This is a genomic window from Bacillus sp. Bwzl_19 (assembly GCF_054900515.1).
This window is the reverse complement of the sequence record NZ_CM142729.1, coordinates 2308691-2324937: the sequence shown is the minus strand read 5'-3', so window position 1 is coordinate 2324937 and position 16247 is coordinate 2308691. Positions and strand designations below refer to the sequence as shown.

Sequence of the window (16247 nt, the reverse complement as noted above, 5' to 3'; positions counted from 1 at the left end):
ACTGCTTTTATTATAAGGTGATATTTATTATAATACAATACGAAAGGAAAACTTTAACCAGGTGAAATGTCACAAAGGGGAACCGGGAATGTCTTTCATAGGCTGAAATCGGAGGGGACAATATGTCTAAAAAAATTCATGAATTTAACGATATTATCCGGAAATTGCGTAAAGAATTATTTGGAAAGGGGCCGGAACGAATTCACACCGTTTTTGTGGATAACATGGCGGTATCAACGCTTTACGGCAATCTAAGCGCAAGTGAGCAGTTTATCGCACGCACGCCTGAAGGAAGAGAAATGGTTCATGCAGCGCGGACCAGCTTAATTCAGGAACTGTATTCAAAACAAACGCCTGACGGAATGGAAGAGCTCATCGGAGCAAAGCTCGTGCATCTGTTTTCAGACATCAAGATCGAAGAGAATATTGCGGTGTCTGTATTTGTCTTTGACCGAACCATTGAAGAGCGCCGTGAAGAAATCAAAAGCTGAAAAAAATTCAATTGACACGAAATTGTCACATTTGATATGATATGAACTGCCAGCAGTGGCTTAAGGACGATTTTTTTATGGAATGTGTGCATGATCTGTACATTTTCTATAGCTAATATTTTCATTCTGCTTGATATTGTTGTATGGGTATGCATACAAGTTAGGCAGCATTCAAACCCGTTTTAGACGGGCTGTTTGAATGCTGCCTTTTTTGTTAGGCGTCTTTGGAAACTGCGGGCTGAAATGATAAATGGAGGGGTTATTATGGCTTTTCGTAAACCGGACGAAATAGCGGAGCTTGCGGTCGAATCAGGGGTAAAAAAGGTGCAGTCACCGCTTTCAGCACTGATTGTATTAGGATTTTTGGGAGGAGCGTTTATCGCACTCGGTTATTTGCTTGATATCCGTGTCATCGGCGACCTTCCGAAAGAATGGGGAAGCCTGTCGAGTTTAATCGGGGCGTCCGTGTTTCCCATCGGATTGGTGCTCGTCGTTCTTGCCGGCGCGGAGCTGATTACGGGAAATATGATGTCGGTATCCATGGCGCTGTTTTCCAGAAGAATATCCGCCGGTGCATTAGTGAAAAATTGGGTGATCGTGACGTTGATGAATCTTGTCGGCGCACTGTTTGTCGCTTACTTTTTCGGACATGTTGTCGGATTAACCGAAACAGGACCTTACTTGGAAAAAACGATTGCGGTCGCACAAGGCAAATTGGATATGCCGTTTGGAAAAGTCATTGTTTCGGCGATCGGCTGTAACTGGCTTGTCTGTTTGGCCGTCTGGCTTTCTTTCGGCGCAGAAGACGGAGCCGGAAAAATCGCGGGTATATGGTTTCCGATTATGGCGTTTGTCGCAATTGGTTTTCAGCACGTTGTAGCCAATATGTTTATCATCCCGGCTGCGATTTTTGCAGGCTCTTTTTCGTGGGGTGATCTGATTGGCAATCTCATTCCGGCCTTTATCGGGAATGTAATCGGCGGGGCAGTGTTTGTCGGCCTTATTTATTTTATTGCATATTCAAAAAAAGATCAGAAAAAGCAAGGGATGAAAAGAGTTTCCTGAGGTAAGAAAGATGCCGGAAAACACGGACAATTGAAGCGGAATGCCAGCACATTTTCCGTCCAAATCTTGAAAAAAATGTTTACAAAATGGAAGCTGATGGATATACTTACAAAGTAAGAAAAAAGCAAAGGGAGGTTGAATCACATGACGACGTTAAACGGCAATCAAAATTTACAATTGAACCGATTCAGCCTGTGGAAGAGTTCGTGTCCTTCCTTAACCTCTGCCCGTCAAGCACGTTAATTTCGGAGTATCAGGACATTCGCAGCTCCCCGCAGGGAAAGAAGCTCCGTCTTCTTTTGTCTGCGGATTTAGTCTGCCCGCAGCGCATATGAAGTTTGCTGCGGGTTATTTTCGCTTGTGCGGATATTGAAAGGGGGTGAGCGATAATGACCATTAATCTTTTCTTTTTAACACTGACCATTTCAAAGCGTTTTAAAAGTGCGGAAGAGTATGAACGAGAACAGCAGGTCGAAGAGTTTTATAATGAAGCGAAAGAACGCCAGTTGAAACACTTTTATATGAACTGAACGGACACGAAGGGCCAAAACGGAGGAGAAGGAGGAGATCATCATGTTCAGAATTGAACTGCTGAATCATTACACAATGGAGAAGGACCAGGTTTAGCGAGGATGTTGCTGTCACGTCGCAGACGGCCTGCATACCATGGTAAAGAAAGAAAAATTGGTAAGCGGGTGATAGCATGCAAGGCGGTCAGAACAGAATTCCATCCATCGGACACGGGTATGCGTCAATGCCCCATTCATTTAAACACGGCTACGGCAACCCGTATCGCCGGCAGAGAATGGCGGCGCTTTCCCGGCAGACAAGATATATAGCACCGTATTATTGGTACTAGAGCAGGCGGAAAACCTACGTTTTCCGTCTTTTTTTTATGAAAACAAATATAAATTTCAAATAAATCGAAACGTTCATGAAGAGAAGTGCGTCTAGTTAGTACCTCATACTAATACGAGGTAATATTATTTCTGAATAATAAATCACAGGAATGGAAAAGCGGGTGTTATACAATGTTGCAACATACATCTTCAGCATTAAAACGAATGCGCGCGAAATACTTTGCTGCATCAGAACCGGCAGAGTCAGTCATTCAGCAAATCTTGATGGACATACAGGAATACGACCGCATTTTGGAAATCGGGACCGGAAACGGCTCAATGTTTAAACAAATCATCGGACAGCTTGAAAAGGGCAGTCTTAAAAGCATAGAAACATCGAAACGTAAAATACGGAAAACACAGCGCGCAAACCGTTCGGTTATAAAAGCCGGGCTCGGAAACATTCAGCAGGGGAGGCCTGAAAGCTTACCGTTCCGCGATCGCAGCTTTCATAAAGTTTTCTCATTACATACTGCTGAAACAGTCAGCGATTACAGGACAGCATGTAAAGAAGTGTACCGCGTTCTTCAAATTGACGGATGTTTCTATATGGTTTTGAAACCTTCGCGGATGAGTGAGAAGGATGTGATTCAGGTGCTCTATGATCAGCATTTCAGAGACATTTCAGTTGTCAGCAGAGATTCATTCCATTTTATTACTGCCATTAAATAGAATATTTCTTAGGAAATAAAAAGAGCTGCTTAAGTCACTGCAGCTCTTTTTGTGAAATTGGGCATATTTCCTTATTTTTGGTTATTTCACATCTATTTTATATTAAAAAAAGTTTTTTTCTTATACAATGGTAATCAGATGACCGTACATTTTAAATATTTTGAACAAACGGAATGAACATTCATTCCGCATTTAGAAAGGGGGATGAAATGACAGCTTCAAACAAGGTTGAACTCATTATGAAAGCGTCGCTTACTTTGTTTACAGATAGAGGATTTGACGCCACGACGATTCCGATGATTGCCGCTCAGGCCGATGTCGGAACCGGCACAATCTACCGTTACTTTGACAGTAAAGAGACACTTGTGAACGTACTGTATCAGGAAAGTGCGCAGCGTTTTATGAAAAAAGTCAAAACGGACTTTCAGGGTATCTCTGTAAGAGAAGGGTTTCATCACCTGTTTTATTGTCTGATTGATTTTACGAAGGAAAGTGAGTATGCATTGTTTTTTCTTGAAACGAATAAGGACGCCTACTTTCTGAATGAAACGAGCCGTAAGCTTCTTGATGAAATAACACAGATGCTTGACGTCTTTTTTCAGCGCGGCAAGTCTGAAGGTGTGCTCCGCAATCTGCCGTCCAATGTGCTGATGGCGCTGCTGCTCGGGGCATATCTCAAACTCTATCAGCTTATTCGGACGGGAAGCGTCGAAATAACAAAACCGTTTCTGAAAGAATTGGAACAATGTTCTTGGGATGCCATCAGAACTCATTAACTATTCGCCGAAGGAAGGAAGATCGATATGAAACAGCTAAGCGCTATACCGCAGCCGAAAACATACGGACCTCTGAAAAATCTCCCTCACTTGGAAAAAGAAAAACTGTCACAATCGCTCTGGAAAATTGCCGAAGAATACGGCCCGATCTTTCGTTTTGAATTTCCGAGCTCTGTCGGGGTCTTCGTCTCAGGCCGCGAGCTCGCGGCAGAAGTCTGTGATGAAAAGCGATTTGATAAAAACCTCAGCAAAGCCTTGCTGAAAGTCCGTGAGTTTGGCGGTGACGGACTATTTACGAGCTGGACTCACGAAAAGAATTGGCAGAAAGCGCATCGGATTTTATTGCCGAGCTTCAGCCAGAAGGCGATGAAAGGCTATCATTCAATGATGCTTGATATTGCCATGCAGCTCGTGCAGAAGTGGAGCAGGTTAAATCCGAATGAAGAAATTGACGTCGCTGAAGATATGACGCGCCTGACGCTGGATACAATCGGCCTGTGCGGATTTCATTACCGCTTTAACAGCTTTTACCGCGACACACAGCATCCTTTTATCACAAGTATGCTTCGTGCGCTGCAGGAGGCAATGCGCCAATCACAGAGACACAGCCTGCAGGACAAGCTGATGATCAAAACGAGACATCAGTTCCAGCAGGATATTGAAGTGATGAATGAACTCGTAGACCGGATTATTGCTGAGCGGAGGGAAAATCCGGATGAGAATCTGTCTGACCTTTTAGCATTGATGCTTGAAGCGAAAGATCCTGTAACGGGTGAAAGGCTGGATGATGAAAATATCCGCTATCAAATCATTACCTTTTTGATCGCGGGGCATGAAACCACAAGCGGGCTGCTTTCATTCGCGATTTACTGCCTGCTGAAAAATAAAGATAAATTGAAAAAAGCCATTCAGGAAGCCGAGCGGGTGCTGACGGGAGAGACACCTGAATATAAGCAGATTCAGCAGCTGACATATATCCGCATGGTGCTGAACGAGACTTTACGGCTGTATCCGACTGCCCCGGCATTTTCCCTGTACGCGAAAGAAGATACGGTTCTCGGCGGGAAATATCCGATTGCGAAGGGACAGCCGGTGACGATTCTGACTCCGCAGCTTCACCGGGATAAAAGCGCGTGGGGAGAAGATGCCGAGCTATTCCGTCCGGAAAGGTTCAGCGATCCCGCGGCAATTCCGGCTGATGCGTATAAGCCGTTCGGAAACGGACAGCGCGCATGCATCGGGATGCAGTTTGCCCTGCAGGAAGCGACAATGGTGCTCGGCCTTGTCCTTAAACACTTTGAACTGATTGATCATACTGATTATGAGCTTACGATTAAAGAAGCTTTAACCATTAAGCCCGGTGATTTTAAAATCCGTGTGAAAAACAAGGATGTGTCTAATCAGCAGTCCGCACAAGTCCATAAAGCTGAAGGCGGCGGTCACAAAGAAGAAACGAAAGAAATCCCGTCCCACGGAACGCCGCTTCTCATTCTTTACGGATCAAATTTGGGAACTGCGGAAGGAATCGCGGAAGAGCTGGCTGATATCGGCAGAAGCAAAGGATTTTCAAGTGAAACCGGCCCGCTCGATGATTATGCCGGGAAACTGCCTGTAAAAGGCGCGGTCGTTATTGTGACGGCTTCTTATAACGGGGCGCCGCCTGATAATGCGGCGGGTTTTGTGAAATGGATGGAAACCCTTGAAGATCAGGAATTAAAGGGTGTTTCTTACGCCGTCTTCGGCTGCGGAGACCGCAATTGGGCCGCCACTTACCAGAGGATCCCCCGCCTGATAGACAAAGTGCTTGAAGAAAAAGGGGCAAAACGGCTGACCTCTATCGGAGAGGGCGACAATGCCGATGATTTTGAGTACAGTCAGGAAGCCTGGGAAGACTCATTCTGGAAGGACATCATGAAGGCTTTTCATATAGAGGCCGCTCCAAAACAGACAAACAAATCACAGTTATCAATCGAATACGTAAGTGAAGCAGCCGAGACGCCGATTGCCAAAACGTACAAAGCATTTGAGGCGGAAGTCACCACAAACAAAGAGCTTCATACCGAAAGCAGCAAGCGCTCAGTCCGGCATATTGAGCTGCGTCTCCCCGAAACAGAAACGTATCAGGAAGGAGATCATCTCGGGGTGCTTCCGCAAAACAGCGGGGAACTGATCAGCCGTGTCATTCGCCGATTCGGTCTTGATCCGAACCAGCACTTTAAGATCAAGGGCCGGCAGCTGCCTCATCTGCCGATGGACCGGCCGGTTAATGCGCCGGAGCTTTTGGCGTCCTATGTAGAGCTGCAGGAACCGGCAACGAGAGCCCAGCTTCGCGAACTTGCCGCCCATACCGTGTGCCCGCCGCACCAAAAAGAATTGGAGCATCTTTATTCTGACTATGCGGCATATAAAGAAAACGTGCTGAAAAAACGAATGACCATGCTGGACCTGCTGGAAGATTATCCGGCTTGTGAACTGCCGTTTGAGCGCTTTTTAGAACTTCTGCCGTCCTTAAAGGCGCGCTATTATTCAATCTCAAGCTCACCGAAGGCAAACAAAAGGGAGCTCAGTATCACGGTCGGCGTTGTGACGGCTCCGGCGTGGAGCGGCCGGGGAGAATACAGGGGCGTGGCTTCGAACTATTTAGCCGGATTACAAAATGGCGATTCTGCCGTCTGTTTCATCCGCTCGCCGCAGTCGGGTTTCGCATTGCCTGAAAATACGAAAACGCCTCTCATTATGATCGGAGCAGGCACCGGAATTGCACCGTTCAGGGGATTTATCCAGGCGCGGGCAGCAGAAAAAATGTCCGGTAACAGCCTGGGCGAAGCTCATTTATACTTCGGCTGCAGACATCCTGAAGAAGACGATCTGTACAAAGATGAATTCGACCATGCGGAGAAAAACGGCCTTGTCACCGTGCATCGGGCGTATTCCAGATTAGATCAGGACTGTAAAGTTTACGTACAGGATGTCCTGCTTCGCGAGGCTGCACAGATTATTGCGCTTCTTGACCAAGGCGGCCATCTCTATATATGCGGAGACGGAAGCAAAATGGCTCCGGCTGTCGAAAATGTACTGCTTCAGGCGTATGAAAAGGTGCATAACACTGATTCAAAAGTTTCCTTGAATTGGCTTGAACAGCTGCAGGCGGAAGGAAGATATGCGAAAGATGTTTGGGCAGGTGTGTAACAGAAGCGTAAGGCAATTGAAGATTGTGTTTTAATTGAAGAAAGCCGGCACGATATTTGAAATCTACTGAATCAAAAGGAATAGTTATAGGGAGTATCGTGCCGGCCTTATCTTTAGTATCGGACAAAAGACACAAATCTTTAATGTTTTTATTGATTTACATGCAGGCGGCTATGTCCCTTTTTTCTGAATTCCGCCAGAAATAAAACCGGATAAGACAGCAATAGCAAAACCGAAATAAATGAAATGATACCGATCCAATGAAAATGCGTCCAAAAGAAACCGCCGCAAGACCCGGCCACGCTTGACCCGATATAGTATGCAAGCAGATATAATGAAGAGGCTTGCGCGCGCTGATCACCGGCTGCGCGGCCGACCCAGGCGCTTGCGATCGAATGTGCGCCGAAAAAGCCGAAGGTAAAGACGGCAATCCCCGCGATTTTAAGGGCAAGCTGGGGCAAAAGTGTCACCGCTGCACCGGCCAGCATAACAAAAATCGCAATCTTAATCATTTTTGCACTTCCGAAAAGGTCCGCTTTTTTTCCCATATAGACAGAGCTGAACGTTCCCGCGAGATAGACAATAAAAATAAAACCGATCACAGTCTGTGACAAATGATAAGGAGCCGCCATTAAATGAAAGCCGATATAATTATACAATGTCACAAAACTCCCCATTAATATAAATCCCAGAGATATTAACAAAAGCAGACGTTTGCGGTGTAGAACCGCTCCGTATTCCTTACATGCCGCTTTTACGCCCGCATGCCGCTGAGATGAATGGCGCGGAGCCGGAAGAAAACGCCAAAACAAATAGCTTAATACAATAGAAAGAATGCCGATAATGGCAAGCGCCGGCCGCCAGCCGAATACATCAGTCAGAAGCCCCGTTAACAGCCTGCCGCTCATTCCCCCGATGCTTGTGCCGCTGATATACAGGCCCATCATTTTCCCGAGGCCCTTCGGATCAAACTCCTCGCCTACATATGTCATAGCGACAGCAGGAATGCCTGCCAGAAAAATACCGAGCAGCCCCCTCATCGCCAAAAGCGCCGGAAAAGCCGGACTGAACGCTGTTAATAGACCTAAAACAGAAGTAGCTGTTAACGACAGCACCATTAATTTTTTTCTGCCGAATCCGTCAGACAACGAAGCGGCGGCCAATAATGAAAATGCCAAAACGGCTGTTGAGATGGATAAAGTTAAGCTGGCAGCCGCAGCGGAAATATGAAACTCTTCCGAAAACAAAGGCATAAGCGGCTGTGTCGTGTAAAGCGTGGCAAATGTCACAAAGCCGCTGATAAACAGAGCCAAGCTGGCCTTTCTGTAAGCCTTTGTATGAGGCTGAATAAACGTCATGAATGTCCCTCTTTTCTCACTGTTGGTTATATATGTATCGTACGCTTTTCATTTCAATGTGTCTAATTTATAATAACTATAGAATTAATGCGTGTAGGTTATGAGTAAAGGGGAGAAGGAGAAAATGGAGCTTCATCAAATTGACAACTTCATTGCGGCGGCAACTCATCAGCATTTCACAAATGCGGCAAAAGAAAGAATGATTTCTCAGCCGGCATTAAGCCGATCGATTATCAGGCTCGAAGAAGAATTAGGCGCGCCGTTATTTTACAGAGAGACAAAAGCCGTCCGGCTGACAAGGCACGGAGAGCAGTTCTTAATAAAAGCAAAACAAGCGAGACGAGCTTTAAATGAAGGCGTTGAACAAGTGAAAAAAAATATGAGCCTGGAGCACGGCGAAATATCTGTATCTTTTCTTCATACGCTCGGGCTGCGCTTGATGCCTCAGCTGATTGCCGAATTTAAAAAGCTATACCCAAACGTCACCTTCCGGCTTTATCAAGGCGCAAATGAAACGCTTCGCAAAATGGTGGAAACGGGAGATGCGGATATCTGTCTCAGCTCCCCGCCGCTTCCCAGCGAGCTTTTACAATGGACAGTGCTGGAGAAAGAGCCTCTTTATGCGGTGCTTCCTGAGAACCACCCGCTTGCAGGAAATAAAAGCATTCAAATGAAAGAGATGCAGGACGAGGATTTTGTCGGATTTAAACCGGGATACGGGCTGAGGTATATGTTTGATCTGATGTGCCGGGATTTGAATATACACCCGCATCTCGCATTTGAAGGAGAGGAAGTGTCAACCATATTAGGGCTGACCGCCGCGGGTCTGGGGGCTGCAGTGCTGCCGAAAACCGCGGAGCATTCATACTTTCCGGTCGTTTTTCTCCCGGTTGCAGATTACCAATGCGAACGCACCATAGCGTTAGCCCAGATAAAAACCATGCTCTCTCTCCCGCTGCTGAGCGTTTTAAACAGTTTGCACTTGATTATTACAAAGCACGCAACTGAGCGGTCATTTTATTAAAATCGAAGTTGAAAATAAAGCAGAAAGAAATACAGAAAACGGAGGATAACCATGGCGAAAAAAACAGTGAAAACAAATGCTGTTCGTATCATTGAGCAGCAAAACATTCCCTATGAGCTATTAGGTTACAAAACAGAAGGGGGACAGCCCGCAGACGGTCTTTCCGTTTCACAAAAAATCGGATACTCTGCCGAATATGTTTATAAAACCTTAGTGGCATCTGCAGGAACTGATCGTTATTACGTCTTTGTCGTTCCCGTTGCAAAAGAACTGAATCTGAAAAAGGCTGCGAAGGCGGCAGGTGAGAAGAAAATAGAAATGATTGCCATGAAGGACCTTTTGGGAGTGACCGGCTATATACGCGGCGGCTGCTCTCCGATCGGAATGAAAAAAAGGTTTCCGACTTTTATTGATAGATCCGCTGAAACACTGGGGTTTATGATTGTCAGTGCGGGGAAAATCGGAATGCAGCTTAAAGTAGCGCCTCAAGATTTAGCCGAAGCAAGCGGGGCGGTATTTACAGACATTGTATAAATGTCCGGTGGATCTAATGGAATACACGTTTCAAGGGAGAATGATAATGAAAAAAAGATATGAAAACTTGAATGGCGTGAAGAATGAACATGGATTCATGGACATGTGGAAATGGATGAAAGAACGAAGAGAAAAAAGTAAAGATTTAAGCGAGAATATTCCGAAAGCGGTCACAAGGGATGTCCGTGATGTTGCCGTCAATCGGACGGAAACCGCCATAACATGGATCGGCCATTCTTCATTTCTGATCCAAATACAGGGGCTTAACATAATGACCGACCCTGTATGGGCGCGGAGGATGGGTTTTCAAAAACGGCTGACAGAGCCGGGATATGAATTGAGCGAACTGCCTGACATTGATGCCGTGCTCATCTCACATGGGCATTATGACCATCTTGATTTTCCGAGTATAAAAAAACTGAGAGGAAACCCGGATTTTTACGTGGCTGCGGGACTGAAAAAGCTGTTCATCAAAAAAGGCCGCAAAAAGGTTCATGAAATGAATTGGTGGGATCGTTTTGAGATGCGGGGGGTGAATATATCATTTGTTCCGGCCCAGCACTGGACACGGAGAACGCTTTGGGATACCGATACCTCTCATTGGGGAGGCTGGGTCATAGAAAGCGAAAACGGCGAGTCCATCTATTTTGCAGGAGATACAGGCTATTTTGAAGGCTTTAAAGAAATCGGAGAGAGGTTTCGTATTAAGGCGGCCCTGATGCCGATCGGAGCATACGAACCCGAATGGTTTATGAAAGTGTCACATATCAATCCGGAAGACGCCGTGAAAGCGTTTTTGGAGCTGAAGGCTGACAGCTTCATTCCCATGCATTACGGGGCATTCCGGCTTGCTGATGATACAGGCCCGGAAGCATTAAGCAGACTGCACAGCGAGTGGGACCGGCGTGCATTACCTCCTGAAAACCTGAAAGCATTAGCGCTTGGCGAAACATTTTGGCTGTAACAGCAGGTTTTCGCTGCCGACACCAATCGTTTAAAAACGGTTGGTGTTTTGTTGTCAACCAAAGGTGAACAGCCTCAGTATAAAACATGATTTTTCCGGAATCTGCGGTAAAAAACAAAACTTTTTACTCTTTTGTTTCACTATACAATGAAAACGGTTTCGTATGCGTAGTATATTTAACCTATCATAATTGCTCCAGCAGAAACGGACAGGAAGGATAGAAAAACAGATGAAATACATGAATTCAAGACAGAAAAAGATTTTGTATCTGTTGTTATCTGAACCTGATGACTACTTAGTTGTGCAAGATTTCGCAGACAGGGTCCGCTGTTCTGAAAAAACGATCAGGAATGATTTGAAAACGATTGAAGATTTCCTGAATGAACATGCTCAAGCTCAGCTGATCCGCAAACCGGGATTAGGCGTCTATTTACATATATCTGAACAGGAAAGGTCACGGTTAAGCCGGCACATTTATAATGAGCACTTTACATGCAGGCACAAGACCGATGAAGAAAGAATACTTCACATCGCTTATGATTTATTAATGAATTCAAAGCCCGTTTCCGCAAAAGAAATTGCCGCACAGCATTTTGTAAACAGAGCTTCCATTAAAAAGGATATTAGTGCGGTTGAAGAGTGGCTGAAGCGATTTGACCTCATACTGGTTTCTAAACAGCGGCTCGGCTTAAAGATTGAAGGGGACGAAAAAAACAAAAGAAAAGCATTGGCGCGAATTTCAGATTTGATTGATAATGCGGAGTTTACAAGCCAATTTATAAAAAGTAAGTTTTTAAGTCATGAAGCGGACTTTGTGAGAAAAGAAATCAAGTTATTACAAAAAAACCATTCTATCTATTTTACGGATGAAACATTTGAAAGTTTGCTGCTGCATACATTGCTGACCATCCGCCGTATCAAAATGAAACAGCCGGTCGCCATCTCTGCAAGACAGCTGGAGGCGGTAAAAAAGAAGAAAGAATATGAATGGACACTGGCTTGTTTAAAACGGCTTGAGCCGGTATTTGCCATCCGGTTTCCCGAGGAAGAAGCCGTCTATTTAACTTTACATATAATAGGCGGGAAAGTCCGCTATCCATTGCAGCAAGAAAAGAAGCTTGATCTTGAAGATTCTGAGCTTTCCAAAGTCGTCAGGCATTTGATCAATCGTGTTTCAGAACTGAAAATGCTGGATTTTCACAAAGACCAGGAATTGATCAACGGATTGAACATTCATCTCGATCCGGTGTTGAAGCGGCTGAGCTATGATCTCTCTGTTTCAAACCCCATGCTCCACGATATCAAAAAAATGTACCCTTATTTGTTTCATCTTATCATTGACGTTTTAGAAGACATCAATCAAACATTTGATCTTTATATTCCTGAAGAAGAGGCGGCCTATTTGACGCTGCATTTTCAGGCAGCGATCGAACGGCTGCGCCGAAGCAGTCATAACCCTAAAAGGACGATCATCGTCTGCCATATGGGCATTGGCATGTCGCAATTGCTGCGGACTAAAATTGAACGCAAATTTCATCACATTACGATAAAAGACTGTATCGCAAAAGCGGAGCTGACAGAGTATATCAAAAAGCATAAAGATATAGATTTCGTCATTTCTACGATAGAGCTTGGAAATGTAACGATCCCTCATATCGTCGTATCACCGCTTTTGGAGCCTGCTGATGAAAAGAAGCTCAGCGCATTTATGCAACAGCTTGATACATCATACCGCCGGGAGCAAAAAACGTTTAAAATGCTGAATGATACGACTCCGTTTCTCGTTTTTTTACAGCAAGAGACAGAGCACCGTTATCAGGTCATTGAACAGCTGGCGCAGGCTTTGTATGAAAAAGGCTATGTAGAAAAAGAGTATGGCATTCATGCAGTAATGAGAGAAAAAATGTCGGCGACAAATATCGGGGCGGGTATTGCCATCCCTCACGCGAACTCTAAATATATCAAACAATCAGCCATTGCAATCGCCACCTTAAAAGAGCCCATTGAGTGGGGGACGGAAAAGGTGTCGCTTGTATTTATGCTTGCCGTCAAACACGAAGATCAAAACAAGGTAAAGCAATTATTCAGTGAGCTTTCCTATCTTAGTGAGCAGCCGGCATTTATTCAAAAACTGACGGAAGAAAAAAATGTGATGACGTTTTTATCGTATTTAAACTATTAAAAGCAGGGAATGGCTCCCTGCTTTTTTTCTGTTTATAGGGAAAAATGCCGTTATTTCCGGAACTTATGGTAAAAAAACGCGCTTATCACAGGCTGATTTCAGTATAAAGTTGAGACAAGATCTTGAAATTCAGACTGCAAAGGAGGATTTATATGAAACTGTTAGCGATTACATCATGTCCGAACGGCATTGCCCATACGTATATGGCTGCTGAAAATTTACAAAAAGCAGCCGGCAGATTAGGCGTTGAGATCAAAGTGGAAACCCAGGGCGGAATCGGGGTGGAAAATAGGCTGACCGAAGAGGAAATCCGGGAAGCAGACGCAATCATTATCGCGGCGGACCGTTCGGTGAACAAAGACCGATTCGCGGGAAAAAAGCTGCTGGCCGTCGGGGTTCAGGAAGGCATCCGCAAACCGGAAGAATTAATTCAAAAAGCGCTTAGCGGTGAAGTGCCGGTCTATCAATCTGCTTCAAAAGCTCAAACCGCAAGTCAGCAGGGCAAAAAACAAAACCCGATTTACCGTCATTTAATGAACGGCGTTTCTTTTATGGTTCCTTTCATTGTCGTCGGCGGATTATTGATAGCGGTTGCATTGACGCTTGGAGGAGAAAAAACACCAAAGGGCTTAGTCATTCCGGATGCGTCTTTTTGGAAAACGATTGAACAGATCGGCAGCGCTTCTTTTTCATTCATGATCCCGATTTTAGCCGGGTACATCGCGTTCAGCATCGCCGATAAGCCGGGTCTTGTCCCCGGAATGATCGGCGGATATATTGCGGCATCCGGCAGCTTTTACGACAGTGCGAGCGGCGCAGGATTTCTTGGAGGAATCATTGCGGGATTTTTGGCGGGATATGCGGCGCTTGGAATCAAAAAATGTAAAGTTCCTAAAGCAATACAGCCGATTATGCCGATCATTATTATTCCGGTGTTTGCCTCACTGATCGTCGGTTTGGCGTTTGTATTTCTGATCGGCGCCCCCGTCGCTCATATTTTCGCATCATTAACGGTTTGGCTTGCGGGAATGAAAGGCTCGAGCTCAATTCTCCTGGCATTGATTTTAGGAGCGATGATCTCCTTTGATATGGGAGGACCCGTAAACAAGGTGGCCTTTCTATTCGGATCGGCAATGATCGGAGAAGGAAATTATGAAATTATGGGCCCGATTGCCGTTTCCATTTGTATACCGCCGATAGGGCTTGGGATTGCGACGTTTTTAGGGAAAAGAAAATTCGCCGCCGCAGAAAGAGAAATGGGAAAAGCGTCATTTACGATGGGCCTTTTCGGTATCACGGAAGGAGCCATTCCATTTGCGGCCCAAGATCCCCTTCGTGTGATCCCGAGTATTATGGCGGGTTCTATGACCGGCTCGGTGATAGCGATGATCGGCCATGTGGGGGACAGAGTGGCACACGGCGGCCCCATCGTTGCTGTACTTGGAGCAGTAGATCATGTATTGATGTTTTTTATCGCTGTAACAGCAGGCTCTCTTGTCACCGCTCTGTTGGTTAATGTACTGAAGAAAGATATGGCGAAATCCCCCGCGCCCGGTGAGGTGCTGCCGTCTGCCGCACCAAATGAAGCTGCAGCGGCAAAAGAAACAAAGGAACCATCTCAGGCTGACAGTCGAAAAGCCGGGATGACCGAAATCAAAAAACTGACTGACATTATCAGCACGGACTTGATTGAACCGCATTTATCCGGCGAAACGAGGGATGACATTATCGATGAAATGATCGAGAAATTGTCCCGTAAAGGTATGCTTCTGTCTGACAGCGGATTTAAGCAGGCCATTTTGAGCCGTGAACAGCAGGGAACCACGGCGATAGGTATGAATATCGTCATTCCGCACGGAAAGTCTGATGCCGTCAGAACGCCGGGTGTCGCATTCGGAATAAGACGTTCGGGTGTTGACTGGAACAGCCTTGATGGTTCTGATGCAAAACTGATTTTTATGATTGCCGTACCGAAGGAAAGCGGCGGAAATCAGCATCTGAAAATATTGCAGATGTTATCCCGAAAACTGATGGATGACAGCTATCGGGAAAGGCTGCTCTCCGTTCAGACAAAAGAAGAGGCGTATGAGCTTCTGGAAGAAATCGAATAAAGCGGGGGATGATCATGTCAACTGAACCGATATTTTTCAATCCGGTTTTCAAAGAAAGAATTTGGGGAGGCGCCGCCCTGCGTGATTTTCACTATAATATTCCGTCCGAGCGGACAGGGGAGTGCTGGGCCTTTGCCGCTCATCAAAATGGACAGAGCACAGTTCGAAACGGCATGTATAAAGGATGTACGCTCGGTGAATTGTGGGAGCATCACAGAGATTTATTCGGAAACCTTGAAGGAGACCGTTTTCCTCTTCTTACAAAAATTTTGGATGCGGACCAAGATCTGTCCGTTCAGGTGCATCCGAATGATGACTTTGCCAAAATGCATGAAAACGGGGAACTTGGAAAAACCGAATGCTGGTATATCATTGATTGTGAAAAAGATGCGGAGATCATTTTCGGCCACAACGCAACAACAAAAGAAGAACTGATATCCATGATTGAGCGCGGAGAATGGGACGGACTTCTGAACAGAGTTAAGGTAAAGCCGGGAGATTTCTTCTTTGTCCCAAGCGGCACCGTTCACGCGATTGGAAAGGGCACACTTATTTTAGAGACGCAGCAAAATTCAGATACGACTTACAGATTGTATGATTACGGAAGAAAAGATGCGGACGGCAGGCTGCGCGAGCTCCATTTGGAAAAAAGTATAGAAGTGACAGACGTTCCATCTGTCCGTGAACGGCCGACCGTTCAATATAAACAAACAGATGATCTGCTGGCAGCTGTTTTAATAGAATGTCCTTATTTTTCAGTCGAAAAGTGGGATGTAAAAGGTGAAGTGAATTTATTCCAGAATCATCCCTTCCTTCTTGTCAGCGTGATCGAAGGAGACGGAATAATGATTGCAGGCGGGCATGAACATTCCTTTAGAAAAGGAGATCATATTCTCCTGCCTTCCGGTTTGGGAGAATATAAACTGGCGGGCCATGCAAATTGTATTGTGTCTCATCTGTGATCTTCAAAACCCTTCTCTGG

13 protein-coding genes and 1 pseudogene are annotated in these 16247 nt (G+C 45.4%); 13 read left to right on the top strand and 1 reads right to left on the bottom strand.

Annotated features, from left to right (window positions below; genetic code table 11):
• Positions 1-122: 122 nt before the first annotated feature.
• The 7 genes from ACW5MY_RS12380 to ACW5MY_RS12350 all read left to right on the top strand — a co-directional run bounded on the left by ACW5MY_RS12380 (position 123) and on the right by ACW5MY_RS12350 (position 7092).
• The gene (locus tag ACW5MY_RS12380; RefSeq protein WP_003152783.1) at positions 123-491 is read left to right on the top strand and encodes a Na-translocating system protein MpsC family protein; all 369 of its coding nucleotides are present in this window, start codon (positions 123-125) and stop codon (positions 489-491) included.
• Positions 492-755: 264 nt separating this feature from the next.
• The gene (locus tag ACW5MY_RS12375; RefSeq protein ID WP_013353001.1) at positions 756-1556 is read left to right on the top strand and encodes a formate/nitrite transporter family protein; all 801 of its coding nucleotides are present in this window, start codon (positions 756-758) and stop codon (positions 1554-1556) included.
• Positions 1557-1945: 389 nt separating this feature from the next.
• Positions 1946-2086: a YrzI family small protein gene (locus tag ACW5MY_RS12370; protein WP_003152787.1), complete on the top strand. Its 141-nt coding sequence runs from the start codon at positions 1946-1948 to the stop codon at positions 2084-2086.
• A gap of 173 nt (positions 2087-2259) precedes the next feature.
• Positions 2260-2415, top strand: a complete 156-nt coding sequence (locus ACW5MY_RS12365) for a hypothetical protein (protein ID WP_007408227.1) — start codon at positions 2260-2262, stop codon at positions 2413-2415.
• A gap of 172 nt (positions 2416-2587) precedes the next feature.
• Positions 2588-3127, top strand: coding sequence for a class I SAM-dependent methyltransferase (locus ACW5MY_RS12360; RefSeq protein WP_013352999.1), 540 nt, complete (start codon positions 2588-2590; stop codon positions 3125-3127).
• Between the two features lie 209 nt (positions 3128-3336).
• Positions 3337-3903, top strand: a complete 567-nt coding sequence (locus ACW5MY_RS12355) for a TetR/AcrR family transcriptional regulator (protein ID WP_003152789.1) — start codon at positions 3337-3339, stop codon at positions 3901-3903.
• A gap of 27 nt (positions 3904-3930) precedes the next feature.
• Entirely contained in the window at positions 3931-7092 is a 3162-nt protein-coding gene (locus ACW5MY_RS12350) for a bifunctional cytochrome P450/NADPH--P450 reductase (RefSeq protein WP_013352998.1), read from the top strand.
• 149 nt (positions 7093-7241) lie between these two features.
• On the opposite strand, the gene ACW5MY_RS12345 is transcribed toward ACW5MY_RS12350, so the two are convergent.
• Complete coding sequence (locus ACW5MY_RS12345) at positions 7242-8450, bottom strand: MFS transporter (RefSeq protein ID WP_013352997.1); 1209 nt, start codon at positions 8448-8450, stop codon at positions 7242-7244.
• A 124-nt stretch (positions 8451-8574) separates the two neighbouring features.
• Between ACW5MY_RS12345 and ACW5MY_RS12340 the strand changes: the two are divergent.
• The 6 genes and pseudogenes from ACW5MY_RS12340 to manA all read left to right on the top strand — a co-directional run bounded on the left by ACW5MY_RS12340 (position 8575) and on the right by manA (position 16227).
• Positions 8575-9458 (top strand): annotated as a pseudogene (locus tag ACW5MY_RS12340) (LysR family transcriptional regulator).
• A gap of 67 nt (positions 9459-9525) precedes the next feature.
• On the top strand, positions 9526-10008 hold the full coding sequence (gene ybaK, locus ACW5MY_RS12335; RefSeq protein WP_013352996.1) for a Cys-tRNA(Pro) deacylase: 483 nt from the start codon (positions 9526-9528) through the stop codon (positions 10006-10008).
• Positions 10009-10054: 46 nt separating this feature from the next.
• Complete coding sequence (locus tag ACW5MY_RS12330; RefSeq protein ID WP_013352995.1) at positions 10055-10972, top strand: MBL fold metallo-hydrolase; 918 nt, start codon at positions 10055-10057, stop codon at positions 10970-10972.
• A 229-nt stretch (positions 10973-11201) separates the two neighbouring features.
• Complete coding sequence (locus tag ACW5MY_RS12325) at positions 11202-13154, top strand: BglG family transcription antiterminator (RefSeq protein WP_013352994.1); 1953 nt, start codon at positions 11202-11204, stop codon at positions 13152-13154.
• A 152-nt stretch (positions 13155-13306) separates the two neighbouring features.
• Positions 13307-15265, top strand: coding sequence for a fructose-specific PTS transporter subunit EIIC (locus ACW5MY_RS12320; RefSeq protein WP_289393746.1), 1959 nt, complete (start codon positions 13307-13309; stop codon positions 15263-15265).
• Between the two features lie 14 nt (positions 15266-15279).
• A complete protein-coding gene (manA, locus tag ACW5MY_RS12315) occupies positions 15280-16227 on the top strand; it encodes a mannose-6-phosphate isomerase, class I (protein WP_013352992.1) in 948 nt (315 codons plus the stop codon).
• Positions 16228-16247 lie beyond the last annotated feature (20 nt).

What these genes read in the sequence shown, in the direction of transcription:
- ACW5MY_RS12380 (WP_003152783.1), top strand. Translation starts at nt 123, where the DNA reads ATGTCTAAAAAAATTCATGAATTTAACGATATTATCCGGAAATTGCGT.
- ACW5MY_RS12375 (WP_013353001.1), top strand. Translation starts at nt 756, where the DNA reads ATGGCTTTTCGTAAACCGGACGAAATAGCGGAGCTTGCGGTCGAATCA.
- ACW5MY_RS12370 (WP_003152787.1), top strand. Translation starts at nt 1,946, where the DNA reads ATGACCATTAATCTTTTCTTTTTAACACTGACCATTTCAAAGCGTTTT.
- ACW5MY_RS12365 (WP_007408227.1), top strand. Translation starts at nt 2,260, where the DNA reads ATGCAAGGCGGTCAGAACAGAATTCCATCCATCGGACACGGGTATGCG.
- ACW5MY_RS12360 (WP_013352999.1), top strand. Translation starts at nt 2,588, where the DNA reads ATGTTGCAACATACATCTTCAGCATTAAAACGAATGCGCGCGAAATAC.
- ACW5MY_RS12355 (WP_003152789.1), top strand. Translation starts at nt 3,337, where the DNA reads ATGACAGCTTCAAACAAGGTTGAACTCATTATGAAAGCGTCGCTTACT.
- ACW5MY_RS12350 (WP_013352998.1), top strand. Translation starts at nt 3,931, where the DNA reads ATGAAACAGCTAAGCGCTATACCGCAGCCGAAAACATACGGACCTCTG.
- ACW5MY_RS12345 (WP_013352997.1), bottom strand. Translation starts at nt 8,450, where the DNA reads ATGACGTTTATTCAGCCTCATACAAAGGCTTACAGAAAGGCCAGCTTG.
- ybaK (WP_013352996.1), top strand. Translation starts at nt 9,526, where the DNA reads ATGGCGAAAAAAACAGTGAAAACAAATGCTGTTCGTATCATTGAGCAG.
- ACW5MY_RS12330 (WP_013352995.1), top strand. Translation starts at nt 10,055, where the DNA reads ATGAAAAAAAGATATGAAAACTTGAATGGCGTGAAGAATGAACATGGA.
- ACW5MY_RS12325 (WP_013352994.1), top strand. Translation starts at nt 11,202, where the DNA reads ATGAAATACATGAATTCAAGACAGAAAAAGATTTTGTATCTGTTGTTA.
- ACW5MY_RS12320 (WP_289393746.1), top strand. Translation starts at nt 13,307, where the DNA reads ATGAAACTGTTAGCGATTACATCATGTCCGAACGGCATTGCCCATACG.
- manA (WP_013352992.1), top strand. Translation starts at nt 15,280, where the DNA reads ATGTCAACTGAACCGATATTTTTCAATCCGGTTTTCAAAGAAAGAATT.